This window comes from uncultured Flavobacterium sp. (assembly GCF_963975005.1).
In the GTDB taxonomy this organism is placed as follows: Bacteria; Bacteroidota; Bacteroidia; order Flavobacteriales; family Flavobacteriaceae; genus Flavobacterium.
The window spans coordinates 1-24,913 of the sequence record NZ_CAXBFR010000002.1 but is presented as its reverse complement, the minus strand read 5'-3'; the positions used below and the strand labels follow the sequence as shown (position 1 = coordinate 24,913).

Here is a 24,913-nt window from a genome sequence, read left to right as displayed (position 1 = left end):
GTTTGTTTGATTAATTCATCTTTATTTCAATAGCGCCATTTTCATTCATCATACTATTCATTTTGTCTTCTTGAATTTTATTAAATTCATTTTTAGTTACTTTTTTACCGTTTTTTGGAGCTTTTATTTCTATTATCTCTTTGGGATTTATTACAATTTTAGAACATAAAAGCGTTGTATTTCCATCGTGTAATTCTAAAATTAATCCTGGTAAACCCCAAAATTCTCTCGGCCCATTTGATACTGGAATTTCCATTGTGTACCAAGCTTCGATTATTTCGTCTTTTGGTTCACTAATAGTCATAAAACTGGTTTTATTCCCTTCTTGTTTTTTCTTAAATTCTTCGTATTCCTCAATATCTTCTTTTGTAACTGGAATTATAATTTGAGCTTTATTGCAAGTATAATTTCCAATTTTCTTTTGCTCATCTGTAATTTTCCAATCAAATTTCTCTAATGAATCTGTTATTAAAAATTCTTTTCCAAAAATATCATTGCTGTTAATGAATTGTTTGTTTTTAAAATTTTTATAATATTTTGAATTATTTCCTCCCGAAAAACCCATTGAAATTCTATTACCTGAAGGATTTGGCGCATCTAATTTTTCTTCTTCAGCATAAACAGATTCAGAATTTGTAAAGGTTAGAATGTAATTTTTCTCAAATGCTTTTTTCATTTTCTCCATCATTTTTTCTTTAATGTCTGGAGTAATTCCTTCACCACTAATGTTAAAATCTTTCATTTGGGTTTGTGAAGAATAATAAGCAATTCCTTGAAAATTCTGTGACAAAGCATTAGTGATAATAAAAGAAAAAAGTACAATTAATAAGTTTTTCATTTGATAGATTTATTAATTTTATTTGTTAAAATCCTCTTCCTCTTCCACCACCTTGTCCACGGTACATTTCTCGCATTTCTTCCATTTTTTTGGTTACAGTCTCGTCATATTCTTTTTGCGTAACCACTTTTCCTGTTTTTGGAGCTTTTATGTCTGCTTTCTCTTTTACGTTTAAAGCAATTTTTGAGCACAATAAAATTGTAGTTCCGTCATTAACTTCTAGAATTAATCCAGGTAAACCCCAGTATTTATCAGGTCCTTGGTTAATAGGTATTTCTGGTGCATACCAAGCTACTATAGTTTTCTCTTTAATTTGCTCAATATCTTCCATAAAGTTGGTTTTCTTATTTGTATCTGTAGAATCCTTTGCTTTAGCTGCTTTTTCTTTTTCTTCTTTCGCTTTATCATCTCCGCGCATTCTAAAGTTTCTAAAATCTGTAGCATCTGTAGCTATAACCGCAGTTGCTTTATAACATGTATACTCACCAATTTTTTTAGTTTCAGCAGTCATTTGCCATTTATAACTTGGCAAACTATCTTTAATAAGAAATTCTTTTCCAAAAAACTCTTTGTCAACCGAATACATTTTCTCTTTAACATTTTTATATTGAGTTCCGCCTCCACCCATCATGGAAGACATCATTCTTCCACCACCACCATTTTGCCCTGGTGCATCTAATTTTTCTTCTTCTTTATAGATTGAAGCCGATTTGTCAAAGTTTAATACAAATGTTTTTTCAAACATTTTTTTCATTCTTTCTTCAATATTTGCTTTCATGTCTGGAGTAATTTCTCTGTTACCTCCAAAATTTTTCATCATTTCTGCTGTACTTGTTTTTGACTCATAAACAGCCAAACCCTGAAATTCTTGCGCTTGCATGAAAGTTGTTACTAAAAACAACGCAGTTAAAATTGTATTTTTCATTTTTATATAGTTTTCTATTAATTAGACTTATAAAAGGAAATATTCTTGTGCTAAATTTATTTTTTAAATAATTTCCTATAGTTTAGACTTCTAAATGCGAATTTTGTTACATCTAAAAATCAAAATGTTCTGTTAAAAACCTATCTTTAGACTTTAAATTTTCAAAAAGGTTTAATTGAAATGAAAAAAATAAAAAAAGTTGTATTTTTGATTATACTATTTTCATGTATTCCTATGTGGACGCAAGAAGTAATCAAAACAATACTAATAGATTCCTTAGAAGTAAAAACTGATAATTATATTGGAAAAGACAATTTAAAAAATGATTATTTTTCTTTTAAGAACGTTATTAAAAAAAGAAATAGTAGTCAAGAATATGAATATCAAAACTTGTCTTTGGGAAAAATAAAAGGTATTTGCATTACCAATCCTTTACAAGTTGTCGTTTTTTATGAAGATTTTAATTCACTAGTTTTATTGGACAATCAATTAAATGAAACCCAGCAAATCAATGCAAATAGGTTTGAAACTCCTATTAAAATTGAAGCCTTTGGCTTAGCTAGTCAAAATCAGGTTTGGCTATATGATGGTTTTTTACAAAAGATTAATTTGTATAATTTCAAAACCAATACAATTAAAATAATTTCAACACCAATTACTGAAAAAATAAAAGATTACTCAAGCGATTATAATTTTTTTTATTGGATAGATGAGTCCAACACTTTTTATAGTATTTCTATTTTTGGTAAGATAAAAAATTTAGGCATAATTCCAACTTATGATAGTATTCAAGTTATAGACGAAACCAAGTATATAATCAAAAAAAATAATGAATTACTTTACTTCAATAGTAACAAGCCTTTAGAGCAAAAAATTGATTTAAATAAAAAAAGCTTTACCAATTTTTTCTATACCATCGGAATTTTATCTATTTTTACAGACAATCAAATTATTAATTATAAAATAGATTTACCATAATGCATGTAGCTATAGCAGGAAATATTGGAGCAGGTAAAACAACTTTAACCAAGTTATTAGCCAAGCAATTTAAGTGGGAACCTCATTATGAAGATGTTGTTGACAATCCGTATTTAGATGATTTTTATCATCAAATGGAGCGTTGGAGCTTTAATTTGCAAATTTACTTCTTAAATAGTCGTTTTCGTCAAGTTTTACAAATTAGAGAAAGCGGAAAAAAAATCATTCAGGATAGAACCATTTATGAAGATGCACATATTTTTGCACCCAATCTTCATGCAATGGGATTAATGACTAATAGAGATTTTAATAATTATGGCTCTCTTTTTGATTTAATGGAAGGATTAGTTGGACCACCAGATTTATTAATTTATTTGAGAAGCTCAATTCCTAATTTAGTAAATCAAATACACAAAAGAGGAAGAGAATATGAAAACACAATCTCTATTGATTATTTAAGTCGATTAAATGAACGATATGAAGCTTGGATTCATAAATACGACAAAGGAAAATTATTAATTATTGATGTTGACAACATGGATTATGTAAACAATCCTGAAGATTTAGGAGAAATCGTCAACAGAATTAATGCAGAAATAAACGGATTATTTTAGCCCAAACGAAACCTCTTAATTGAGGTTTTTTTATAGTATAAATTTAAAAAAATAAATATGCCATTAATAACACCTCTTTCACCAGATTACGATAAAGAAACACAAGAATTAGCTGCTTTTTTTAATGAAACACTTGGTTTTTGTCCTAATTCGGTTTTAACAATGCAACATAGGCCCGCAATTTCTAAAGCATTCATAAACTTGAATAAAGCTGTTATGGAAAATCAAGGTCGTGTGACCTCTGCTTTAAAGCGAATGATTGGTTGGGTGACAAGTAATGCTGCTGGATGTAGATATTGTCAAGCACATACTATTAGAGCTGCTGAACGCTATGGTGCAAATCAAGAACAACTTGATAATATTTGGGAATATAAAACACATCCTGCTTTTTCTGATGCTGAAAGAGCTGCTTTAAATTTTGCATTAGCTTCTTCTTTAATTCCTAATGCTGTTGACGAAACAATCAAAAAAGAATTATACAAACATTGGAACGAAGGTGAAATAGTTGAAATGCTTGGAGTTATTTCCCTTTTTGGATATTTAAACCGTTGGAATGACTCAATGGGAACAACTATTGAAGATGGTGCTGTTGAAAGTGCCGAACAATATCTTGGAAAAACAGGTTGGAAAAAAGGAAAACATGTTTAGAAATTAGATTTTCTGACTTTAGATTTTCAGCATAAAAAAATGCCTTTCAATAAATTGAAAGGCATTTTTATTTTATTGAAGAACCATTTATTTTATGGCTCTGATTTCTTTATCTACTTCTGCTTCGTTTCCTTCAAAGTTAAATTCTTCTAAAGTTTCATTTCCGTCTACTGTCGAAATCACTTTTACATTTGCTTGAACGTTTTCATCATTAATCTTAGTTTTTTCAACAATTACTCTTTTAGAAACTTCTTGATTCATATCTTGATTCATGAATTTACAAGTTTTACTTGTACATCCTTTCTCCAAACATTCTTCTTTTGACATTGATGAACATATACCCATATCAGCACAACAAGACATTGCAGCTTTATTTGTTACAGTATGCGCCTCTCCTCCTAAAATTGGAGCAATTACTAAACCAATTAAACACGTTAATTTAATTAAGATGTTCATTGATGGTCCAGAAGTATCTTTAAATGGATCACCAACAGTGTCTCCAGTCACAGCTGCTTTGTGAGCGTCTGAACCTTTAAATGTCATTTCACCGTTAATTTCTACACCAGCTTCAAAAGATTTTTTTGCATTATCCCAAGCTCCACCTGCATTATTTTGAAACACAGCCCAAAGAACACCAGAAACGGTTACTCCAGCCATATAACCACCTAACATTTCAGCTACTAATTGATTATTCTCTGGATAAATTAACACTCCTATTAATACAATTGCTATTGGAAAACCTATCGTTAAAATTCCTGGCAACATCATTTCGCGTAAAGCTGCTTTTGTAGAAATTTCAACACATTTCCCGTATTCTGGTTTTCCAGTTCCTTCCATAATTCCTGGAATTTCTTTGAACTGACGACGAACTTCATACACCATGTCCATAGCTGCTTTTCCAACTGAATTCATTGCTAATGCAGAGAAAACTACAGGAATCATTCCACCAACAAACAACATAGCTAATACTGGAGCTTTGAAGATATTAATACCGTCAATTCCAGTAAAAGTTACATACGCAGCAAATAAGGCTAAAGAAGTTAAGGCTGCCGAAGCGATTGCGAAACCTTTTCCTGTTGCTGCTGTAGTATTTCCTACTGAATCTAAAATATCTGTTCTTGTTCTTACTTCTTTAGGTAATTCACTCATTTCAGCGATTCCACCAGCATTATCTGCTATTGGTCCAAAGGCATCAATTGCTAATTGCATTGCTGTAGTTGCCATCATTGCTGAAGCTGCTAAAGCAACACCATAAAATCCTGCTAAAGCATAAGTTGACCAAATGGCAGCTGCAAATAATAAAACAGTTGGGAAAGTAGAAATCATTCCTGTTGCTAAACCTGCAATTACATTTGTTCCTGCACCCGTTGACGATTTTTGTACAATTGCCATAACTGGTTTTGTACCTAATCCTGTGTAATATTCTGTTACTGATGAAATAGCTCCACCAACAAATAAACCAATTAATGAAGCATAGAAAACTCTCATTGAAGAAATTTCTTTTAATCCTTCCCCGAAGAAGTTCATATCCATAGTTTCTGGTAACATATATTTCACCAAAATAAAACATGAAATAGCAGTTAAAGCAATAGAAACCCAGTTTCCTATATTTAATGCTTTTTGAACTTGAGGTTCTTTTGCATTGTCATTATTAATTTTTACTAATAAAGTACCAATGATAGAAAATAAGATTCCAAAACCTGCAATTGCCATTGGCAATAAGATTGGACCAATTCCACCGAAAACATCATCGATGCTTCCACCCATATCTTTAATTACGTAGTTTCCTAAAACCATTGCTGCTAAAACTGTTGCTACATAAGAACCAAATAAATCGGCACCCATTCCGGCAACGTCACCAACATTATCTCCAACATTATCAGCAATTGTAGCAGGGTTTCTTGGATCATCTTCTGGAATTCCAGCTTCAACTTTACCTACTAAATCTGCTCCAACATCGGCAGCTTTAGTATAAATACCACCACCAACACGTGCAAATAAAGCGATTGATTCTGCTCCAAGAGAGAATCCAGCTAATGTTTCTAAAACGATAGTCATTTGTTCAGTTGATGTCCAAACACCACCCATAAAATAGTGAAAGAAAAATATAAAGAACGCTGTTAAACCAAGAACTGCTAGACCAGCAACTCCTAATCCCATAACTGTTCCACCACCAAAAGAAACTTTTAATGCTTGTGGTAAACTTGTACGAGCAGCTTGTGTTGTACGAACGTTTGTTTTTGTAGCAATTTTCATTCCCATATTTCCGGCAAAGGCAGAAAATATAGCTCCAAAAATAAATGCTATAATAATAAGGTAACTTGTTGTTGGTACAAAATACGCAACTACAGCTAAAACAATACTTGCTCCAATTACAAAGAAAGTTAATAGTCTATATTCTGCTTTTAAGAAAGCTAAAGCACCTTCATAAATGTAATCTGAAATTTCTTTCATTTTACCATCTCCTGCATCTTGTTTTAAAACCCAAGCTCTTTTATACATCATAAAAAGCAACCCAATTATAGCCATGATTATTGGCACATAAATCATTATTGAATCCATAAAATTTTAGTTAATTTTTTATACATTATTATTTCCAAAGTCAAACAAAAATAAACAAAAAAGGCAATATTACTACTAATATTGCCTTTTTTATAAAATTATGTTAAAATTTAACCTATACTAAATAGACCTTCTGGTTTGTTTTCGATTTCATTAAATCTTTGTTTGCATTTAATATAAATTTCTTTTGCCTCAGTAACATCTCCCCAACCTTCTACATCTACTTGTTTGTTTTCCAAATCTTTATAAACTTGAAAGAAATGTTCTATTTCTTTTATTAAGTGTGGATTTACATCACTTAAATCATTTAATTGATTCCAAATTGGGTCAGAAACAGGCACGCAGATTACTTTTTCATCTGGTCCTTTTTCATCTGCCATGTGAAAAACTCCAATTGGCTTAACTTCCATTACACAACCTGGAAAAGTTGGTTCAGTTACTAAAACTAAAACATCTAATGGATCACCATCTAATGCTAACGTTTCTGGAATAAATCCGTAATCTGCAGGATACATCATTGAAGAAAATAACATTCTATCAAAACGCATTCTTTTTAAATCAAAATCGTATTCGTATTTATTTCTACTTCCTCTTGGAATTTCTATCAACACATCAAATGTAGTAACTTTATCTACTGTCATTTCTTTTTATTTTTTGGACTGCAAAAATACAAATTCTAACATTTTTAAAAGAAAAAAAATACTTTTATTTTACTCTAAATTGCAAAATAAATATACATTATCTAGTTTATCAGTAAATTAGATGCTCTCTATTTCTTTTCTTTAAGTAATAATGCCAAAAAAAATAGGTCGCTAAAGATCGATTTGGCTTCCAATTTTCTGACAAGATCATCATTTCGTCTTTTGTGCTAATAGGAAACAATTCTTTTAATGTATTTTGAAGTGCAATATCACCAATAGGGAAAACATCTTCTTTTTGAAGACAAAACAGGATATAAACCTCAGCAGTCCAATTGCCAATTCCTTTGATAGCTGTTAATTCTAATTTTATCTCTTCTTCTGACTTTTGTGAAAGTGATTCTAAATCTAACGTCTTATTTATAATTGCTTTAGAAAGTTCTTTTAAATAAATTGTTTTTTGTTTGGAAACAGCGTTATTTCTTAACTCTTCATTGGAAGTATTTATAATGTTTTGTGGCGTTACTTCTCCTAAAAAAGATTCCATTTTTAAATAACAGGCTTTGGCTGAAGCTAACGAAACTTGTTGTTCGATAATTAATTTACAAAGTGATTCGAAACCTTGTGGTCTTGTAGAAATTGTTGGTGTGCCGTATAAATCAACTATTTGTTGAAATACTTTATCTTTTTTTAATAAATATGGAATTGATTTTATCAAGTTTAAGATGGTTTGTGTTAGTGGTTGGAACGGCATCCTTTTTTGTTTTTACTTCGACAAACTCAGCATGACATCAACAAAAAAGATATAGTGGAAGACACGACCTGAAAGGGAACACCCAAATTAAAGAAATTCCAACAGTTAAAATTCCAAATTCCAAAAAAAAACGATTAGAAATAAAATCCGAATGAACCTTTTACTGTAAATTTATTTGCACCAGGAAGGTCAAAATAATTTCCTCTCCAAGCGAAATCTAAACGGAATACTTTGAAAATATTTCCGATTCCAGCGTGGTATTCCCAATACACTTTATCGGGTGCTTGATATGCTAATCCGGATGCGTTTATTTGTCGGTTTTCGTTTGAAACTGTTCCGTAAACTGTTTTTATTCCCACGATTTCTCTCCAATTTAATTTTTGCAAAAGAGGAATTCTTGAAAACAATCTTCCGTTAAAATGGTGTTCAAAATGTAATGAAGCATATTCATCTGCCACAAAATCATAGTAATTTAATAGATTATAAGTATTGTCGATTACAAAATAAGATTGATTTCCTGGCACAACACCCATTAATCCTAAAGGTACTTGTCCGAAAGTTTTTCCTAATTCTAAAGTCGTAAATAACCTTCCAAATCCTCCTACTAAAACAGGTTGTCTATAGTAAAACTGAACTTTTTCGTAATTAAAATCACTATCTAATACACCTTTAAATCCATGGCTAAAACTTAAAAATAATCGAGCATAATTATCATCTACATCTTGTCTTTCAACACCGTAGCCAATGGTTCTCCTTTTTGGCGTATATTCTCCAACTATATTGATTTCGGATTGTTTTACAGTTCCTTTTGTTGTTGTAAACGTATTGTCTGTGAAATAATCTAAACTAAAATCGTTTGAAGCAGATTCAAGGGTTCGATAAGAAAAATTTGTCTGTAAAACTAGATTTTTAACTGGCTCAAATGCAATTCCTACATTTGTTAAATTAACATTTGTTAGCTTATTGTTTGTTCCACTTGAGAAGAATGATGATGAGGCAAAACTTCGTCCTAAAACATCATTTGAAGTAGTTAAACTCACACCTATTTGCTCTACATCTCTTCTATTTCCTGCAGAAAGAATTAATCTATTTCTTTTGTTTACTAACCATTTTCCTGATACACCATATTTAAATTTATTATCTTTAAATCCGTAGGCTGTGTAGGCTTGAATTCGCCAAGGATCATTTGTTCCAAAGTAAGTTCTTCCCCCAAAACGCAAACGTTGTCCTTCTACATCATTATATCCAAAAGTAGAAAATATTGGTCCGATATCGATGTTTCCAACTTGTACATAACCACTTCCTAAAATAGTTACTAAATCATAAACTCTTTTAAACTTAGGAACTGTCATTAAAGTGTCCAGTAAATTATATATTCCAGATTCATTATCATTTAATTCTTCAAACCTGTTTTCTGCCCAAAATTCATCGGTTTGATTAAACGCTTTTTTATCATAGTAATTTACTTCTTCTTTATAAAAATCATTTTCTTTTGTAATATTAAATTTATGATTTTTATAAAGAGTTGTTCGTTTACCGTAAACACCTTTAGATTCTTCTTTCTTTGAAAAACTAAAATCTGACATCATATGATCTCTTTTCAACAAGAAAACGGAGTCGTTTAACACATCAAATTCTTGTTCAATATAAATTTCTTTTACCCAATTTATATTGGCACTTTTATTCGCTTCTAGGTTTATCTTTTTGATTGCCCATGTTGTATCGTTTACCCAAAAATCACCTTTAAAAGTTAATTCGCCTTTTCTTCTTGGATAATATACAATGTTGTAACACCATTTGTTATCTATAAAAGTACTATCACTTAAAACATAATTATAAACATTAATTCCAGTTCTAGAAAGTGGACTAACAAAATCTTTGTCGAAGAATTTTAAGTAGTTGTTATAGATGTCATAATTTGCATATAAATCTTTGATAAAAGCATTTACACCATTACTACTTCCTAAACCTGAATTTTTATTAGCTTTAAGAACTTCTTTTTTTCTATTGTTTACATTATCACCATAGACTTCACTTAGCTCCTCATTAATAAAAATAGGCAAAAATGCTTTTCCGGTGATTCGAGAAGTATCCATTTGCTCAAAAACAAACTCTAACCCTTTGAACACTTTGTTGGCCATAAAAGTACTGTCAATAGAATTCATGTCAAATTCTACTTTTTCATATTTGTCATATTGATATTGATCAAACATTTGAAGTCCATTCTTTCTTCTACGCTCCCAAATTTTCCTTAAAATATCAATAGCTGGATTATCTTTCTTTGAAGTTTTTCCTGAATAAACCACTACATCCCTTAATGTTACTCCTGCTTTTAAAACGGCTTTAATATTGCTAGTTAATCCTGATTTTAATGGAATTTCAACCGATTCATACCCAATAAAAGAAATAATTAAAGTGGCGTAATTTTCTTTTGATTCAAAATAAAAATTACCATTTTCATCCGTAATAACTCCTTCTTTAGAATTTTTAAAAATAACATTAGCAAAAGCTACAGGTTCATTAAATTCATCTAAAACTTTTCCACCCACTTTTGTTTGAGAAAAAAGAGCAGATGTTATAAATAACAATAGATATACTAGTTTATATTTCATTTGGAACGCATTTAAACAAAAAACTTCATCAGTTTATCCTGATGAAGTTTCAAATATATAAAGATTATTTTTATTTATATGTAACTTTCTTTACAGCTTTAATTACATCTTCAGCATTTGGCAACCATTCTTTTAACAAAGTTGGCGAATATGGTGCTGGTGTATCTGCTGTAGTAATTCTTTGAATAGGAGCATCTAAATAATCGAAAGCTCTTTCTTGCACCATGTATGTAATTTCTGAAGCTACACTAGCAAATGGCCAAGCTTCTTCTAAAACTACTAATCTATTTGTTTTCTTAACGGAATTAATGATTGCATCATAATCCATTGGACGAACTGTTCTTAAGTCAATGATTTCACATGAAATTCCTTCTTTTGCTAATTCATCCGCAGCAATAAATGCTTCTTTGATAATTTTTCCAAAAGTAACTATTGTAACATCGGTTCCTTCTCTTTTTATATCAGCAACTCCTATTGGAATAGTATAATCTCCTTCTGGAACTTCTCCTTTATCTCCATACATTTGTTCTGATTCCATGAAAATAACTGGGTCGTTATCACGGATAGCAGCTTTTAACAAACCTTTTGCATCATAAACATTTGAAGGCACTACAACTTTTAAACCAGGAGTATTTGCAAACCAGTTTTCAAAAGCTTGTGAGTGAGTTGCTCCTAATTGTCCTGCAGAAGCAGTTGGTCCTCTAAAAACCATTGGCATAGGGAATTGTCCTGCTGACATTTGACGCATTTTTGCTGCATTATTAATAATTTGATCAATACCAACTAACGAGAAGTTAAACGTCATATATTCAACAATAGGACGACAACCGTTCATTGCAGAACCAACAGCTATACCTGCAAAACCTAGCTCAGCAATTGGAGTATCTATTATACGTTTAGCTCCAAACTCTTCTAGCATACCTTTTGAAGCTTTATAAGCTCCGTTATATTCAGCTACTTCTTCACCCATTAAGTAAACAGATTCGTCTCTACGCATTTCTTCACTCATTGCTTCAGCAATAGCTTCTCTAAATTGTATTGTTCTCATATATTAAATTCTTAAAATCATATTGAAGGGCAAAAATAGTAAAAAAATATTCCATAATTATAATTCAAATTCAAATAAAAAGATGTTTTACCAACTATAACCTTTTCGTAAAATAAAATTTTAACAAAATTTATTATGCGCGCATAGTATTTTTAAAACATTTTTTTGTAATTTCGTCACATAAATATTCAAATTAGATAAGATGAAAATATTAGTTTGCATCAGCAATGTGCCTGATACTACTTCGAAAATTAATTTCACAAATGGCGATACTGAATTTGACACAAATGGAGTTCAGTTTGTAATTAATCCAAATGATGAGTTTGGTTTAACTAGAGCCGTTTGGTTTAAAGAACAACAAAGCGCAACTGTAACGGTTGTTAGTGTTGGATTAGCTGATTCTGAAGCTACCCTAAGAAAAGCGTTAGCCATTGGTGCAGATGATGCCATTCGTATAAATGCAAACCCAACAGATGGAACATTTGTTGCAAAACAATTAGCTGAAATTGCAAATCAAGGGAATTATGACCTAATTATTGCCGGAAAAGAATCTTTAGATTACAATGGAGGAATGGTTCCTGGTATGTTATCTGCTTCATTAGGTTATAATTTTATAAACTCTTGCATTAGCCTAACGATTGATGGAAATAACGCAACAGCTCAAAGAGAAATTGATGGTGGTAAAGAAACACTTTCTGCTACATTACCTTTAGTAGTTGGTGGTCAAAAAGGTTTAGTGGAAGAAAAAGATCTTCGTATTCCAAACATGAGAGGAATTATGCAAGCTAGAACCAAAGTTATCACAGTTGTAGAACCTACTAATAATGATACAGCAACAAAAGCTGTTAAATTTGAAAAACCAGTAGCAAAATCGGCTGTTAAATTAGTTAGTGCAGACAACTTAGACGAATTAGTAAACTTACTACATAACGAAGCAAAAGTTATTTAATAACAAATTTCGAAATCTTTAAATTATTAAATTTTTCAATCTTTAAATCAAAAATTATGTCATTATTAATATACGCAGAATCTGCAGATGGAAAATTCAAAAAAGTTGCTTTTGAATTAGCTTCATACGCAAAAAAAGTTGCAGATTCATTAGGAACAACCGTTACTGCTGTAACAATCAACGCTAGTTCAACGGCTGAATTAGCAAATTACGGAGTAGATAAAGTATTAAAAGTAAACAATGATTCTTTATCAAAATTTAATGCAAAAGCTTACGCTGATGTAGTAAAACAAGCTGCTGAAAAAGAAGGAAGCAAAGTAATTGTTCTTTCTTCAACAACCGATAGTTTATATCTTGCTCCATTGGTTGCAACTTATTTAGACGCTGGATTTGCTTCTAACGTAGTTGCTTTACCAATTAGCACAAGTCCCTTTCAAGTAAAACGTACTGCTTTTTCAAACAAAGCTTTCAATTTTACGGAAATCTCGACAGATGTTAAAGTATTAGCTCTAGCTAAAAACTCCTTCGGTTTAGTTGAAACTAGTTCCTCTCCTACTGAAGAAGATTTTACCCCATCGTTAAAAGATGCAGATTTCTCTGTAAAAGTTGAATCTGTTGAAAAAGTTACTGGAAAAGTAACAATCGCTGATGCTGAAATTGTTGTTTCTGCTGGTCGTGGACTAAAAGGTCCAGAAAACTGGGGAATGATTGAAGAGTTAGCTTCTGTTCTTGGAGCTGCAACAGCTTGTTCTAAGCCCGTTTCTGATATTGGCTGGAGACCTCACAGCGAACACGTTGGACAAACAGGAAAACCTGTAGCCGCAAATTTATACATCGCAATCGGAATTTCTGGTGCTATTCAACATATAGCTGGTATTAATTCCTCTAAAGTAAAAGTTGTGATCAATACAGATGCAGATGCTCCTTTCTTTAAAGTAGCTGATTATGGTATTGTTGGCGATGCTTTTGAAGTAGTTCCAAAGTTGATCGAAAAACTAAAAGCTTTCAAAGCTGCGAACGCTTAAAAATTAGTGTTCAAAAATAAATTATATTAAAATTAGAGTTATCTTTGTTTAGATGGCTCTTTTTTTTATTTTTGGAGCAAATGGTTAGGGCTTTTTTTACTTACCATTTTCCTGCTTTTCACTATATCTTTTTTTTTAAAAAGGATTCCGCTGCAATCAGGGCTATTAGAAAATTGTATTGATTATTTATTAATGTAAGATTGACTAAAATCAACTCTTAACTTACACAAAGAATGAGCTTAGTAAAATTAACTATAAAAGGAATATCCTACAGCCAAACTCAAAATGGAGCTTATGCTTTAATTTTAAATGAAGTAGATGGCGAACGCAAATTGCCAATCGTAATTGGAGCTTTTGAAGCACAATCCATCGCAATCGCTCTCGAAAAAGAAATAAAACCACCAAGACCTTTAACACATGATTTATTTAAAAGTTTTGCTGACAGATTTGATATTGTAGTCAAACAAGTCATCATCCATAAATTAGTAGATGGTGTTTTTTATTCAAGTATCATTTGTGAAAGAGACAAAATCGAAGAAATTATTGATGCCAGAACTTCAGATGCAATTGCATTAGCCTTACGTTTTCAAGCTCCAATTTTCACATACAAAAACATACTAGATAAAGCAGGAATATATCTAAACACAAATCCATTAGATCAAGAAATTGATGATGTAGATAATGATGGTGTACTTTCAACACCTGAAACTTTTGCCAATGAAGAGAAAGCTCCAAAAGCAGATAGTTATAGCCAATTTACAGTAAAAGAATTATACGACAAGCTTGAAGAGGCAGTTCAAAATGAAGATTACGAAAAAGCGGCTCGCATTCGTGATGAAATTTCAAAAAAAGAATCTTAACAAAACTAACCAAACAAAATGTTTAAAAAAATAGTTTTATTGTTAGCTGTGGCTTTCAGCTTAAATAGTTTAAATGCTCAAGAAATTGAAAAAAAATGGCAATTATCAACTTCTGAAAATGATTATTTAGAACTTCAAAAAGGCTCTTACACACTGCAAATTGCTAACGATAGCATCAATCAAAAAGGAGATTATTTAGTGCAAGAAAATTTTATCTTTTTGTTCGAAAACGGTTCTGATTCTCCAACAAAGAGATTCGTTATCGAAGCAAAAACAGATTCAACTTTAGTCATCAAAAACAAAGGAAAAGCGTATTCATTTTTTGCATCAAACAAAAAAACACAAAAAAACACAAATGCTCAACTCATTGAAAGTGAAGGAATGACTTTTACTAGCATTTGGAGAGGAATTTTAGGCATGTTATCGCTTTTAGGCATAGCATATTTATTCAGTAGCAACAAAAAAGCCATCAATTGGAAAACAGTTGGTTTAGGAATTGCAGCTCAATTAATTTTAGCAATTGGCGTTTTAAAAATTCCTTTTGTAAAAGCTGGCTTTGAATTTGTTGGAAATTTATTCGTTTTAGTTCTTGACTTTACAAGAGCAGGAAGTGAATTCCTTTTAGGTGGAATGATGAATATCGAGAGTTTCGGATTCATATTCTTATTTCAAGTATTACCAACAATTATATTTTTCTCTGCTTTAACTTCTTTATTGTTTTATTTAGGAATAATTCAAATCGTGGTTAAAGGTTTAGCTAAAGTATTAACCAAATTATTATCTATATCTGGTGCAGAAAGCTTATCAGTGGCTGGGAATATATTTTTAGGTCAAACGGAAGCTCCCCTGTTAATTAAGGCTTATTTAGAAAAAATGAACAAGTCAGAAATGCTTCTTGTTATGATTGGTGGAATGGCAACAGTTGCAGGTGGGGTTTTAGCCGCATACATAGGCTTCCTTGGTGGAAATGATCCCGTTTTAAGATTAGAATTTGCTAAGCACTTATTAGCTGCATCTGTTATGGCTGCACCAGGAGCAATCGTAATTTCAAAAATGTTATGCCCACAAACTGAAGAAATAAATACAAATGTTGAAGTTACTAAAGAAAAAATTGGTTCAAATGTATTAGATGCAATTTCAACAGGTACTACTGAAGGTTTAAAATTGGCAGCAAACGTAGCAGCAATGCTTTTGGTTTTTATTGCTTTTATTGCTATGATTAATTACACTTTAGGATGGATTGGTGGCTGGACTGGATTAAATGACGTAATTGCCGACAATACACCCTATAAAGCTTTTTCACTAGAAACAATTTTAGGAATTATTTTTTCTCCATTAATGTGGTTAATTGGTGTAGCCCAAGAAGATATGATGCTAATGGGACAATTATTAGGTGTAAAATTAGCCGCTTCAGAATTTGTTGGATATATCCAATTAGCCGAATTAAAAAACATGGCAAGCAATATACATTTCACTTATGATAAATCAGTAATTATGGCAACATACATGTTATGCGGGTTTGCCAACTTTGCTTCCATCGGAATTCAAATTGGAGGAATAGGCTCATTAGCGCCAAATCAACGTAAAACATTATCAGAATTTGGATTAAAAGCGGTAATTGGTGGAAGTTTAGCTTCATTATTATCAGCTACGATTGCTGGAATGATTATTGGATAAACTTCTAAATTCAGAATTCTAATTTCTAAATTAAAAAAATGCAACAATACCACGACTTAGTAAAACATGTTTTAGAGCACGGAAATCAAAAAGGAGATCGAACTGGAACAGGAACAAAAAGCGTTTTTGGCTACCAAATGCGTTTTGATTTGGCTGAAGGTTTTCCAATGGTAACTACTAAAAAACTGCATTTAAAATCAATTATATATGAATTGCTTTGGTTTTTAAAAGGAGACACAAACATTGATTATTTAAAAGAGAATGGCGTTAAAATTTGGGATGATTGGGCAGATGAAAATGGAGATTTGGGTCCGGTTTATGGGTATCAATGGAGAAATTGGAATGGTGAAGAAATTGACCAAATCACGGAATTAATTGACACTTTAAAAAATAATCCAAACAGTAGAAGAATGTTAGTTTCAGCTTGGAATCCAAGTGTTTTACCTGATACTTCTAAATCTTTTGCTGAAAACGTTGCTAACCATAAAGCTGCATTACCACCTTGTCACGCTTTTTTTCAATTTTATGTGGCTGATGGAAAATTGAGTTGTCAATTGTATCAAAGAAGTGCTGATATCTTTTTAGGAGTACCTTTTAATATTGCTTCTTATGCATTGTTTACAATGATGGTTGCGCAAGTTTGTGATTTGCAAGTAGGTGATTTTGTGCACACTTTTGGGGATGCTCATATTTACAACAATCACATGGAACAATTGGAATTACAACTTTCAAGAGAATGCAGACCATTGCCAAAAATGATATTAAATCCAGAAGTTAAAAACATCTTTGATTTCACTTTTGATGACTTTACTTTAGAAGGTTATGATCCTCATCCACATATTAAAGGAGCTGTTGCTGTTTAAACTTTTATTATGAAAAATCTGTTTTTACTTTCGTTTTTATTTATTGTTTCTATTTCTTTTTCACAAGTTGAAAATTATGAAAATGCTTTTTTTCATAATGATACTATGAAAAAATATTCTAAATATGAATATTCTAAAACTATTAAACAGATAATAAAAAATGAGTTTGTAAAAGAATTCAAATCAAATTATAAACTTAAAGAATTTGACAATTCCCCATTTAGTATTGTTATAGTAGTAGATACAACTGGAACAATCAGTCTTTTAGAAGCAAGCAATAGTGGGGTCTTTTCTTTTATTGAAAAAATATTTATAAAATTACCTAAAATTAAACCATTTGTTAATCAACATAATATTAAAAACTGGTTTTCTATAGTTATGGTCTTTAAACTAGATTCAAAGTTTGAATTACCTATTGAAAAAGACACTGTAAAAGATCTTGACAAGTTTAAAATATTAGAAAAAATTCCCCGTTTCAAAAATTGTAATCCTATTTTAAGCAATGAATCAATGAAAAATTGCTTCATGGAAAAAATGAATAATCACATCAAAGATAACTTTTCTTATCCAAAACAAGCAATCAATGATAATATTCAAGGAAGAACTATTGCACTATTCACTATTGAAAAAGACGGAACTATTGAAGAAATTACTATTGTAGAAGGACATCCAATTATCCAAAGTAGCACTTTAGATTTAATATTAAAATTACCTCCGTTTATTCCAGGTGAATTAAATGGTGAAAAAACAAAAGTTTCTTATTCACAACCTATATTTTATAAATTAGAAAATAAAAAAAGAAAATAATTAGTTATGAAAAATGTATTTTTAATAACCCTTCTATTTATTACTTCAATATCTTTTTCTCAAAAAGACACAATCTATAAAAATGTTTTTTTTCATAATGATACTATGAAAAAATATTCAAAAGCAAGTTATTCATCAACTATCAAAGAAGTAATAAAAAATGAATTTGCCAAAGAATATAAAACAAATGAAGGATATATAAAATTCAACAATTCATCTATCACTTTTACAATAATAATTACGGCTGAAGGTAAAGTAGAAATTTACGAAGTTGACAAAGAATCTGTATTCATAACGAATCTTCTTGAAAAAACTTTTAACAAACTACCTCAAATTAAACCATATGTTAACAATAATGGCTATATAGAAAATTACATAGCAACAATGACTTTTAAGCTTTATTCCGAATATGTTATGGTTGAAAAATCAAATGAGCCAAAAGAAAAAACAAAAATTAATATAATTGAAAAAATTCCATCTTTTAAAAACTGCAAAGTAAAAGAAGATAATGAGTTAATGAAAAAGTGCTTTATGGAAAAAATGAATAACCACATAAAAAAACATTTCGCTTATCCAACATTAGCCAGAGAAAACAACATTCAAGGAAGAATACAAATTTTCTTTATTATTGAAAAAGACGGAACGATTGAAGATATAACGGTCTTTGATGGTCATCCACTTCTACATAAAAGTGGTTTGGATATTATTCAGAAAATGCCAACGCTAAATCCGGGAGAACAAAATGGTAAAAAAATTAGAGTATCTTATCTTCAACCAATTCTATATAAAATATTTTAAAAATATAATACAATCAAAATGCTAACACTAATCGCAGCCGCTTCAGAAAACAATGCCCTTGGAAAAGATAATGATTTAGTTTGGCATTTGCCAGATGATTTCAAACGTTTTAAAGCTTTAACTTCTGGTCATTATATAGTGATGGGAAGAAAAACATTTGAAAGTTTTCCAAAACCTTTACCAAATAGAACTCACGTAATCATTACAAGGCAAAAAAATTATGAAGTCCCAGAAGGTTGTATTGTGGTAAATAGTTTAACAAAAGCTATTGAAATTTCTCCAGAAAACGAAGAAATTTTTATAATTGGTGGTGGACAAATTTACAAGCAATCTATTGAAATAGCTGATAAAATTGAATTAACAAGAGTTCATACAACTGTTGAAGCTGATACCTTTTTTCCTAAAATTGATGAAGATGTTTGGGAAGTCATTGAATCTGAACATCATCCAAAAGATGAAAAACATCAATATGATTTTACTTATTTAACGTTTGTTAAAAGATAGCACTTCGACAAGCTCAGTATGACATTTTATTAAACAATTGACTAATCGTAAATATGAAAATTAGCCATAATCATTTAATTAGTAACAATTGAAACACGAAGTATCAGTCTAAGCCTGTCAAAGATTTTTATAAAAATCTACCCAGATTTAATTTGTACTAGTTCTTGAAATTTGTATCTTTTTTATAACTTGTTTGATAGGTAATTCGTGTCTTTTTTAATTATAAATCGTACTTTTGCAGTCCAATAAAAACAAAATGGCAGAAAATATAAAACCATACAAAGATTCTGAATTAGGTAAAAAAGAGCAAGTTGCCCAAATGTTTGACAACATTTCGGGAAATTATGATGGCTTAAATCGCGTAATTTCATTTGGAATTGATGTAAAATGGCGAAAAAAAGTATTGCAATTAGTTTCCGCTAGAAACCCAAAAACAGTTTTAGATATTGCAACTGGAACTGGTGATTTAGCCATCTTAATGACTAACACTTCTGCCGAAGAAATTATTGGTTTGGATATTTCTGCCGGAATGCTAGAAGTAGGTATAAAGAAAATTGCAGAAAAAAAACTAGATTCAAAAATTCAAATGGTTTTGGGTGATAGTGAAAATATTCCTTATCCTGATAATTATTTTGATGCCATAACGGTTGCTTTTGGTGTTAGAAATTTTGAAACGCTAGAAAAAGGATTATCCGAAATTCTTCGTGTCTTAAAGCCAAACGGCATTTTTGTAATTTTAGAAACTTCTGTTCCAATAAAATTCCCTTACAAACAAGGGTATGCTTTTCATTCAAAATATATTTTACCTTTGGTCGGAAAATTGTTTTCTAAAGACAAAGCTGCTTATAGTTATTTGTCAGATTCTGCAAATGAATTTCCTTTTGGTGAAGCTTTAAACAATATTTTACGAAAAATTGGGTTTATAGATGTACAGCATCTTCCTCAAACTTTTGGAGTTGCAACAATTTATCATGCATCAAAGAAGTAATTGCTAAAAATGAAAAAACTTTTTATAATCTGTTTTGCGTTATTTACGCTCTCTAGCCAGGCACAATTTGGAAAAGATCCTATAATTAATTTAGAGAATTTTCAAAAAAGCAGAGTGCATTGGGGGTTTTATCTAGGTTTTAATTTCTATGACTTTCAATTTGACTACAAAACCATTACGAAAGATTTAGAAGTACAAAACACTACAGGTTTTAATGTAGGTTTAATCGGGAATTTAAGACTTCACGAAAATATCGACTTGCGTTTTGAACCTGGTTTATATTATACGCAAAGAAATTTAATTTATCCTGATATTGTTGACCCAGTAGATCGTTTTAGAGAAGTTACATCTACTTACATCCATTTCCCTGTATTATTGAAATTTTCTTCTAAACGATTTGGAAATGTTAGACCTTATCTTGTTGGTGGTGTTTCTAGAAGTTTAAACTTGAGTAGTTATGAAGATTCTCCAGATGATAATGAATCTGCTGTTTTTAGAATGAAAAAATGGACAAACAATTATGAATTAGGTTTTGGAGTAGATTTATACTTGGAATATTTCATCTTTTCACCTTCAATTAGAGGTGTTTTTAGCATGAATGATGAATTAGTTAGAGACAAAAACCCAAATAGTCAATGGACATCTAATATTGATGCTATGCGAACAAGAGGTGTTTTCTTAAACTTTGCTTTCCACTAAGAATTTCTACAAAACTCACTTAACACAACTGCAGTTGCTGTTGCTACATTTAGACTTTCTGTTTGTTGTAAGGTTCCAAAACGTGGAATAGTGATTTTATGAGTAATTAATCTTTGAATTTCTGGACTAATTCCGTTAGATTCATTTCCTAAAACAATAATACTTGGTTGTATTAATTTTTCAGCATAAATATTTTTTCCTTCTAAAAGGGTTCCATAAACCGGAACTTTTGCAGAAAGCAATTCTTTTTTCAAATCGCAATACATCACATTTACTCTAGCAATTGATCCCATTGTAGACTGAATAACTTTTGGATTAAAAACATCAACTGTTGCTTCACTACAGATTATATTCTGGACACCAAACCAATCGGCTAATCTAATAATCGTTCCCATATTTCCCGGATCGCGAATATCATCTAAAGCTATTTGTAAGGTATTTGAATAGTCAACTTGAACTTTTTCTGGAATAATAAAAACCGCTAAACATTCGTTTGGAGTAACAAGAGCGCTAATACTTTTTAAGTCAGTTTCCGAAATGAAATTTAATTTAGTTTTTTCAACATTTGGGAATAATTCTTGTATTGTAAATAATTCAACCAATTCATAATTGGAATTGAGTAATTCTTGAATTACTTTTACACCTTCAGCAATGAATAATTGATACAGTTTTCTGTATTTTTTTTGTTGAAGACTCTTTATTAATTTAATTTGATTTTTACTAATCATAAAAAGAAGTATTTTTGAACCAATATATACTGAAAGTTGAAATATAATTCATCAAAAATAACACTATTAATTGTAATAACTGCAATTATATATTCTTGTTCTCCTTTAAAAAGAGTACCTGATGACGAAATGTTATTGGTAAAAAATGAAATCATAATTGATAGTCAAAAAATTACTAATGATAGTATTCAAGTTTTGCTATATCAAAAACCAAATTCGAGTTTTTTTAAAATTCCAATTCGTCTTTATTTATATCATTTAAGTAAAAAGGATGTAGATTCATCCTATGTTGCTTGGTTAAATAAAAAACCAAACCGAAAAGAAAATCTAATTAAACTTCTTTCAGAAAAACAGGTCAACCGTTTAGGAGAATCATTTCTTGTAAAAGGCTATAGTAATTTTTTCAAAAAAGTAGGTGAAGCTCCAGTCATTATTGATGAAAATAAAATCGAAAAATCGAAAAAAAGATTAAACGGTTATTATAAAAACATTGGTTATTTCGACAATGAAGTTAAAGCAGAAATTGATTCAGTTGGAAAAAAACAGGGGAAAATAATTTATACTTTAGTAAAAAACGAACCTTATATTATCGATTCAATCGCTTCAATTATTGAAACAAAAGTAATTGATAGCATGTATCAATCCATTAAAAACAAATCATATTTAAAATTAAATAAAAAATATATCGTTACAGATTTTGAAAATGAACGAAAAAGAATAACTACTCATTTTAGAAATAATGGTGCTTATTATTTTCAAGAAAACGATATAAATTACGATGTTTATCAAGACACAATAACAAAAAAACTAGCCGTAGATTTAAAAATAAATGATCGAGACATAACGGTTGCTGAAGAAAACTATAATATCCCACATAAAATTTATAAAATTGAAAAAGTAAATGTCTATTTAGATAATGATGCTATCAAAAACAAATCAAAAATAACGGATAGTATTACCTATAAAAATTACACTCTTTATGGTTCTAAAAAAATAAAATACAGGCCAAAAGCAATAACAAATGCTATTTTTGTCAATAAAGGTGATTATTATAGTGATATATCTCGTTTTCAAACGGCACGTTCATTAAGCAGCTTAAACACATTCAATTATCCAAATATTGATTACAAAGAAAACAAAGACAGTACAGCATTAGTAACAAGTATCAATTTATCTCCTGTTAAAAAATATAATTTTAATGCTAGTGGTGATTTTATCCATTCTAACATTCAAGATTTTGGAATTGCAGGGAATTTATCTGTAACCTTTAGAAATGTTTTTAGAGGTGCTGAGTTATTACAAGTTTCAACAAGAGGAAACATCGGTTCATCAAAAGATTTAGCAAATCCAAATGGCGTGTTTTTTAACTTATCTGAATATGGAGCAGATGCCAAATTAACTTTTCCAAGAATATTTTTCTTATTTCCAACTTCAAAGCTTATTAGAAAAGAAATGTTGCCTACAACAAATCTTTCAGTCGGTTTATTTAGACAAACTAACATTGGTTTAGATAAAGAAAATTTTTCAGGAATCATAGACTATAATTGGATCAGGAAAGTAAAGAATGTTTCTAAATTTGAGTTATTGAACCTTCAATATGTTAGAAACTTAAATATTGGAAATTACTTCACGGTATATGGATCATCTTATGACGATTTAAATGAAATTGCTCAAACCTATAACACTAACCCGGAAAACATTGTAGATGGGAATTTAACACCCATAGGAGCTGTTTCTTTTATTGATGATGTAATTAATGGAAACACTTCTTTAACTTCAAATAATGATGCTTTTCAAACCGTAAGAAGTATTGGAGAAAGAAGACAACGTTTAATTGAAAATTATCTTATAGCAGCATCAAGTTTTACTTTTTCTACAACAAACAAAAGCGATATTTATGATTATAATTTTTATAATTTAAAGGTAAAATTAGAGTCAGCAGGTAATGTGCTTTCTCTTTTATCAAATGTAGTTGACCAGCCTTATAGTGATAACGGAAATAAAACCATGTTTGGTGTTGAATATGCTCAATATATCAAAGGAGATTTTGAATATATCAAACACTGGGATTTAGGAAGAAAAAGAAGTTATGCCATGAGAGGTTTTTTGGGTTTAGCCATTCCATATGGAAATTCTAATTCTATACCATTCTCAAAAAGTTACTTTTCTGGAGGTTCAAACGACAATAGAGGCTGGCAACCTTATGCCCTTGGGCCAGGTTCAAGTGGTGGAATAAATGATTTTAATGAAGCTAACTTTAAAATGGCTTTTAATGCTGAATATCGTTTTCCGTTTTTTGGACAATTATATGGTGCCTTTTTTGCTGATGCCGGAAATATTTGGAATGTCTTTGACAATGTAGAAGACAAATCTTACACCTTTAACGGAATCTCTTCTTTAAAAGACATTGCACTAGGAACAGGAATAGGATTTCGCTACGATTTTAGCTTTTTTGTATTCCGTTTAGATTTTGGGTATAAAACCTACAATCCAGGAAGAATAGAGAATGAAAGATGGTTTAGAGACCTTAACTTTAGTAAAACTGTTCTAAATTTTGGAATAAATTACCCATTCTAATTTTTAAAATACTTATTTTTGTCAAACTAATTAAAACAATAAAACTATGGCTCACAATATTAAACCTGGTGTTGCAACAGGCGATGAAGTACAAAATATTTTTAATTACGCAAAAGAAAAAGGCTTCGCTTTACCTGCGGTAAACGTTGTAAGCTCAAGTACAGTTAACGCTGTTATGGAAACTGCTGCTAAATTAAACGCCCCAGTTATTATTCAATTTTCAAATGGTGGTGCACAGTTTAATGCTGGAAAAGGGCTTTCAAATGCAAATGAAAAAGCTGCTATTTTAGGTGGAATCGCTGGCGCAAAACACATTCATACATTAGCTGAAGCTTATGGTGCAACTGTAATTCTTCATACGGATCATTGTGCAAAAAAATTATTACCTTGGATTGATGGTTTACTAGATGCTTCTGAAAAACATTTTGCAGAAACAGGAAAACCTCTATATAGTTCTCATATGATAGACTTATCAGAAGAACCAATTGAAGAAAACATTGAAATTTGTAAAACATACTTAGCTCGTATGAGTAAAATGGGTATGACTTTAGAAATTGAGTTAGGTATCACAGGTGGAGAAGAAGACGGTGTTGATAACTCAGATGTTGACAGCTCAAAATTATACACACAGCCAGAAGAAGTAGCTTATGCTTACGAAGAATTATTAAAAATTAGTCCTCGTTTTACTATTGCAGCAGCTTTTGGAAATGTTCATGGTGTTTACAAACCAGGAAATGTAAAGTTAACTCCAAAAATCTTGAAAAACTCTCAAGAATACATTGAAAAGAATTATAACACAGGTTCAAACCCTATTGACTTTG

General features: G+C 30.5%; 23 protein-coding genes. 15 read left to right on the top strand and 8 right to left on the bottom strand.

Features of this window, described 5'->3' with window-relative positions; genetic code table 11:
- Positions 1-10: 10 nt before the first annotated feature.
- Both AACZ53_RS00565 and AACZ53_RS00560 read right to left on the bottom strand, forming a co-directional pair.
- Complete coding sequence (locus AACZ53_RS00565; protein ID WP_339833465.1) at positions 11-838, bottom strand: GLPGLI family protein; 828 nt, start codon at positions 836-838, stop codon at positions 11-13.
- A gap of 25 nt (positions 839-863) precedes the next feature.
- On the bottom strand, positions 864-1,763 hold the full coding sequence (locus AACZ53_RS00560; RefSeq protein ID WP_339833462.1) for a GLPGLI family protein: 900 nt from the start codon (positions 1,761-1,763) through the stop codon (positions 864-866).
- A gap of 180 nt (positions 1,764-1,943) precedes the next feature.
- On the opposite strand from AACZ53_RS00560, the gene AACZ53_RS00555 reads away from it, so the two are divergent.
- Genes AACZ53_RS00555 through AACZ53_RS00545 form a run of 3 tightly spaced genes read left to right on the top strand, consistent with a single transcriptional unit; the run spans position 1,944 to position 4,003 of the window.
- Positions 1,944-2,741 (top strand): hypothetical protein, encoded by a 798-nt coding sequence (locus tag AACZ53_RS00555; protein ID WP_339833459.1) that lies wholly within the window; start codon positions 1,944-1,946, stop codon positions 2,739-2,741.
- The gene (locus tag AACZ53_RS00550) at positions 2,741-3,355 is read left to right on the top strand and encodes a deoxynucleoside kinase (protein WP_339833456.1); all 615 of its coding nucleotides are present in this window, start codon (positions 2,741-2,743) and stop codon (positions 3,353-3,355) included. The genes AACZ53_RS00555 and AACZ53_RS00550 overlap by 1 nt, the downstream gene beginning before the upstream one ends.
- Positions 3,356-3,412: 57 nt before the next feature.
- Positions 3,413-4,003, top strand: a complete 591-nt coding sequence (locus AACZ53_RS00545; protein ID WP_339833453.1) for a carboxymuconolactone decarboxylase family protein — start codon at positions 3,413-3,415, stop codon at positions 4,001-4,003.
- An 87-nt stretch (positions 4,004-4,090) separates the two neighbouring features.
- Here AACZ53_RS00545 and AACZ53_RS00540 read toward each other — a convergent pair whose 3' ends face one another.
- The 5 genes from AACZ53_RS00540 to AACZ53_RS00520 form a co-directional block, all read right to left on the bottom strand.
- Complete coding sequence (locus AACZ53_RS00540; protein ID WP_339833451.1) at positions 4,091-6,565, bottom strand: sodium-translocating pyrophosphatase; 2,475 nt, start codon at positions 6,563-6,565, stop codon at positions 4,091-4,093.
- 110 nt (positions 6,566-6,675) lie between these two features.
- Positions 6,676-7,206 carry an inorganic diphosphatase gene (locus tag AACZ53_RS00535; protein ID WP_026717341.1) on the bottom strand — a complete coding sequence of 177 codons (531 nt, stop codon included), beginning with the start codon at positions 7,204-7,206 and terminating at the stop codon, positions 6,676-6,678.
- A gap of 109 nt (positions 7,207-7,315) precedes the next feature.
- Positions 7,316-7,957, bottom strand: coding sequence for a DNA-3-methyladenine glycosylase 2 family protein (locus tag AACZ53_RS00530; protein WP_339833448.1), 642 nt, complete (start codon positions 7,955-7,957; stop codon positions 7,316-7,318).
- Between the two features lie 134 nt (positions 7,958-8,091).
- On the bottom strand, positions 8,092-10,569 hold the full coding sequence (locus tag AACZ53_RS00525) for a DUF5686 family protein (RefSeq protein WP_339833446.1): 2,478 nt from the start codon (positions 10,567-10,569) through the stop codon (positions 8,092-8,094).
- A 70-nt stretch (positions 10,570-10,639) separates the two neighbouring features.
- Positions 10,640-11,617, bottom strand: coding sequence for a pyruvate dehydrogenase complex E1 component subunit beta (locus AACZ53_RS00520; protein WP_339833443.1), 978 nt, complete (start codon positions 11,615-11,617; stop codon positions 10,640-10,642).
- 202 nt (positions 11,618-11,819) lie between these two features.
- On the opposite strand from AACZ53_RS00520, the gene AACZ53_RS00515 reads away from it, so the two are divergent.
- The 10 genes from AACZ53_RS00515 to AACZ53_RS00470 all read left to right on the top strand — a co-directional run bounded on the left by AACZ53_RS00515 (position 11,820) and on the right by AACZ53_RS00470 (position 20,787).
- Complete coding sequence (locus tag AACZ53_RS00515; protein ID WP_339833440.1) at positions 11,820-12,566, top strand: electron transfer flavoprotein subunit beta/FixA family protein; 747 nt, start codon at positions 11,820-11,822, stop codon at positions 12,564-12,566.
- 56 nt (positions 12,567-12,622) lie between these two features.
- A complete protein-coding gene (locus AACZ53_RS00510) occupies positions 12,623-13,591 on the top strand; it encodes an electron transfer flavoprotein subunit alpha/FixB family protein (protein WP_339833437.1) in 969 nt (322 codons plus the stop codon).
- A gap of 233 nt (positions 13,592-13,824) precedes the next feature.
- Positions 13,825-14,451 (top strand): bifunctional nuclease family protein, encoded by a 627-nt coding sequence (locus AACZ53_RS00505; RefSeq protein ID WP_339833435.1) that lies wholly within the window; start codon positions 13,825-13,827, stop codon positions 14,449-14,451.
- An 18-nt stretch (positions 14,452-14,469) separates the two neighbouring features.
- Positions 14,470-16,128, top strand: coding sequence for a nucleoside transporter C-terminal domain-containing protein (locus AACZ53_RS00500; protein WP_339833433.1), 1,659 nt, complete (start codon positions 14,470-14,472; stop codon positions 16,126-16,128).
- A gap of 38 nt (positions 16,129-16,166) precedes the next feature.
- Positions 16,167-16,991 carry a thymidylate synthase gene (locus AACZ53_RS00495; RefSeq protein WP_339833431.1) on the top strand — a complete coding sequence of 275 codons (825 nt, stop codon included), beginning with the start codon at positions 16,167-16,169 and terminating at the stop codon, positions 16,989-16,991.
- Positions 16,992-17,000: 9 nt separating this feature from the next.
- The gene (locus tag AACZ53_RS00490) at positions 17,001-17,798 is read left to right on the top strand and encodes an energy transducer TonB (RefSeq protein ID WP_339833428.1); all 798 of its coding nucleotides are present in this window, start codon (positions 17,001-17,003) and stop codon (positions 17,796-17,798) included.
- Between the two features lie 6 nt (positions 17,799-17,804).
- Positions 17,805-18,596 (top strand): energy transducer TonB, encoded by a 792-nt coding sequence (locus AACZ53_RS00485; RefSeq protein ID WP_339833425.1) that lies wholly within the window; start codon positions 17,805-17,807, stop codon positions 18,594-18,596.
- Between the two features lie 18 nt (positions 18,597-18,614).
- Entirely contained in the window at positions 18,615-19,100 is a 486-nt protein-coding gene (locus tag AACZ53_RS00480; protein ID WP_339833422.1) for a dihydrofolate reductase, read from the top strand.
- Between the two features lie 256 nt (positions 19,101-19,356).
- Complete coding sequence (ubiE, locus tag AACZ53_RS00475; protein ID WP_339833419.1) at positions 19,357-20,088, top strand: bifunctional demethylmenaquinone methyltransferase/2-methoxy-6-polyprenyl-1,4-benzoquinol methylase UbiE; 732 nt, start codon at positions 19,357-19,359, stop codon at positions 20,086-20,088.
- A 9-nt stretch (positions 20,089-20,097) separates the two neighbouring features.
- Entirely contained in the window at positions 20,098-20,787 is a 690-nt protein-coding gene (locus AACZ53_RS00470) for a porin family protein (RefSeq protein ID WP_339833416.1), read from the top strand.
- Here AACZ53_RS00470 and AACZ53_RS00465 read toward each other — a convergent pair.
- Entirely contained in the window at positions 20,784-21,515 is a 732-nt protein-coding gene (locus AACZ53_RS00465) for an RNA methyltransferase (protein WP_339833412.1), read from the bottom strand. The genes AACZ53_RS00470 and AACZ53_RS00465 overlap by 4 nt on opposite strands.
- 36 nt (positions 21,516-21,551) lie before the next feature.
- Here AACZ53_RS00465 and AACZ53_RS00460 point away from each other — a divergent pair, with 36 nt between their 5' ends.
- Both AACZ53_RS00460 and fbaA read left to right on the top strand, forming a co-directional pair.
- Positions 21,552-24,092: a BamA/TamA family outer membrane protein gene (locus tag AACZ53_RS00460; protein ID WP_339833409.1), complete on the top strand. Its 2,541-nt coding sequence runs from the start codon at positions 21,552-21,554 to the stop codon at positions 24,090-24,092.
- A 46-nt stretch (positions 24,093-24,138) separates the two neighbouring features.
- A partial coding sequence (gene fbaA, locus AACZ53_RS00455) for a class II fructose-bisphosphate aldolase (protein WP_339833405.1) occupies positions 24,139-24,913 on the top strand: 775 nt, incomplete at its 3' end.

Coding starts and splice junctions, on each gene's coding strand:
- AACZ53_RS00535 (WP_026717341.1), bottom strand. CDS start 7,206: ATGACAGTAGATAAAGTTACTACATTTGATGTGTTGATAGAAATTCCA.
- AACZ53_RS00465 (WP_339833412.1), bottom strand. CDS start 21,515: ATGATTAGTAAAAATCAAATTAAATTAATAAAGAGTCTTCAACAAAAA.
- AACZ53_RS00545 (WP_339833453.1), top strand. CDS start 3,413: ATGCCATTAATAACACCTCTTTCACCAGATTACGATAAAGAAACACAA.
- AACZ53_RS00505 (WP_339833435.1), top strand. CDS start 13,825: ATGAGCTTAGTAAAATTAACTATAAAAGGAATATCCTACAGCCAAACT.
- AACZ53_RS00500 (WP_339833433.1), top strand. CDS start 14,470: ATGTTTAAAAAAATAGTTTTATTGTTAGCTGTGGCTTTCAGCTTAAAT.
- AACZ53_RS00485 (WP_339833425.1), top strand. CDS start 17,805: ATGAAAAATGTATTTTTAATAACCCTTCTATTTATTACTTCAATATCT.
- AACZ53_RS00515 (WP_339833440.1), top strand. CDS start 11,820: ATGAAAATATTAGTTTGCATCAGCAATGTGCCTGATACTACTTCGAAA.
- AACZ53_RS00470 (WP_339833416.1), top strand. CDS start 20,098: ATGAAAAAACTTTTTATAATCTGTTTTGCGTTATTTACGCTCTCTAGC.
- AACZ53_RS00490 (WP_339833428.1), top strand. CDS start 17,001: ATGAAAAATCTGTTTTTACTTTCGTTTTTATTTATTGTTTCTATTTCT.
- AACZ53_RS00540 (WP_339833451.1), bottom strand. CDS start 6,565: ATGGATTCAATAATGATTTATGTGCCAATAATCATGGCTATAATTGGG.
- AACZ53_RS00510 (WP_339833437.1), top strand. CDS start 12,623: ATGTCATTATTAATATACGCAGAATCTGCAGATGGAAAATTCAAAAAA.
- AACZ53_RS00525 (WP_339833446.1), bottom strand. CDS start 10,569: ATGAAATATAAACTAGTATATCTATTGTTATTTATAACATCTGCTCTT.
- AACZ53_RS00565 (WP_339833465.1), bottom strand. CDS start 838: ATGAAAAACTTATTAATTGTACTTTTTTCTTTTATTATCACTAATGCT.
- AACZ53_RS00550 (WP_339833456.1), top strand. CDS start 2,741: ATGCATGTAGCTATAGCAGGAAATATTGGAGCAGGTAAAACAACTTTA.
- AACZ53_RS00530 (WP_339833448.1), bottom strand. CDS start 7,957: ATGCCGTTCCAACCACTAACACAAACCATCTTAAACTTGATAAAATCA.
- AACZ53_RS00495 (WP_339833431.1), top strand. CDS start 16,167: ATGCAACAATACCACGACTTAGTAAAACATGTTTTAGAGCACGGAAAT.
- AACZ53_RS00555 (WP_339833459.1), top strand. CDS start 1,944: ATGAAAAAAATAAAAAAAGTTGTATTTTTGATTATACTATTTTCATGT.
- AACZ53_RS00560 (WP_339833462.1), bottom strand. CDS start 1,763: ATGAAAAATACAATTTTAACTGCGTTGTTTTTAGTAACAACTTTCATG.
- AACZ53_RS00520 (WP_339833443.1), bottom strand. CDS start 11,617: ATGAGAACAATACAATTTAGAGAAGCTATTGCTGAAGCAATGAGTGAA.
- AACZ53_RS00480 (WP_339833422.1), top strand. CDS start 18,615: ATGCTAACACTAATCGCAGCCGCTTCAGAAAACAATGCCCTTGGAAAA.
- ubiE (WP_339833419.1), top strand. CDS start 19,357: ATGGCAGAAAATATAAAACCATACAAAGATTCTGAATTAGGTAAAAAA.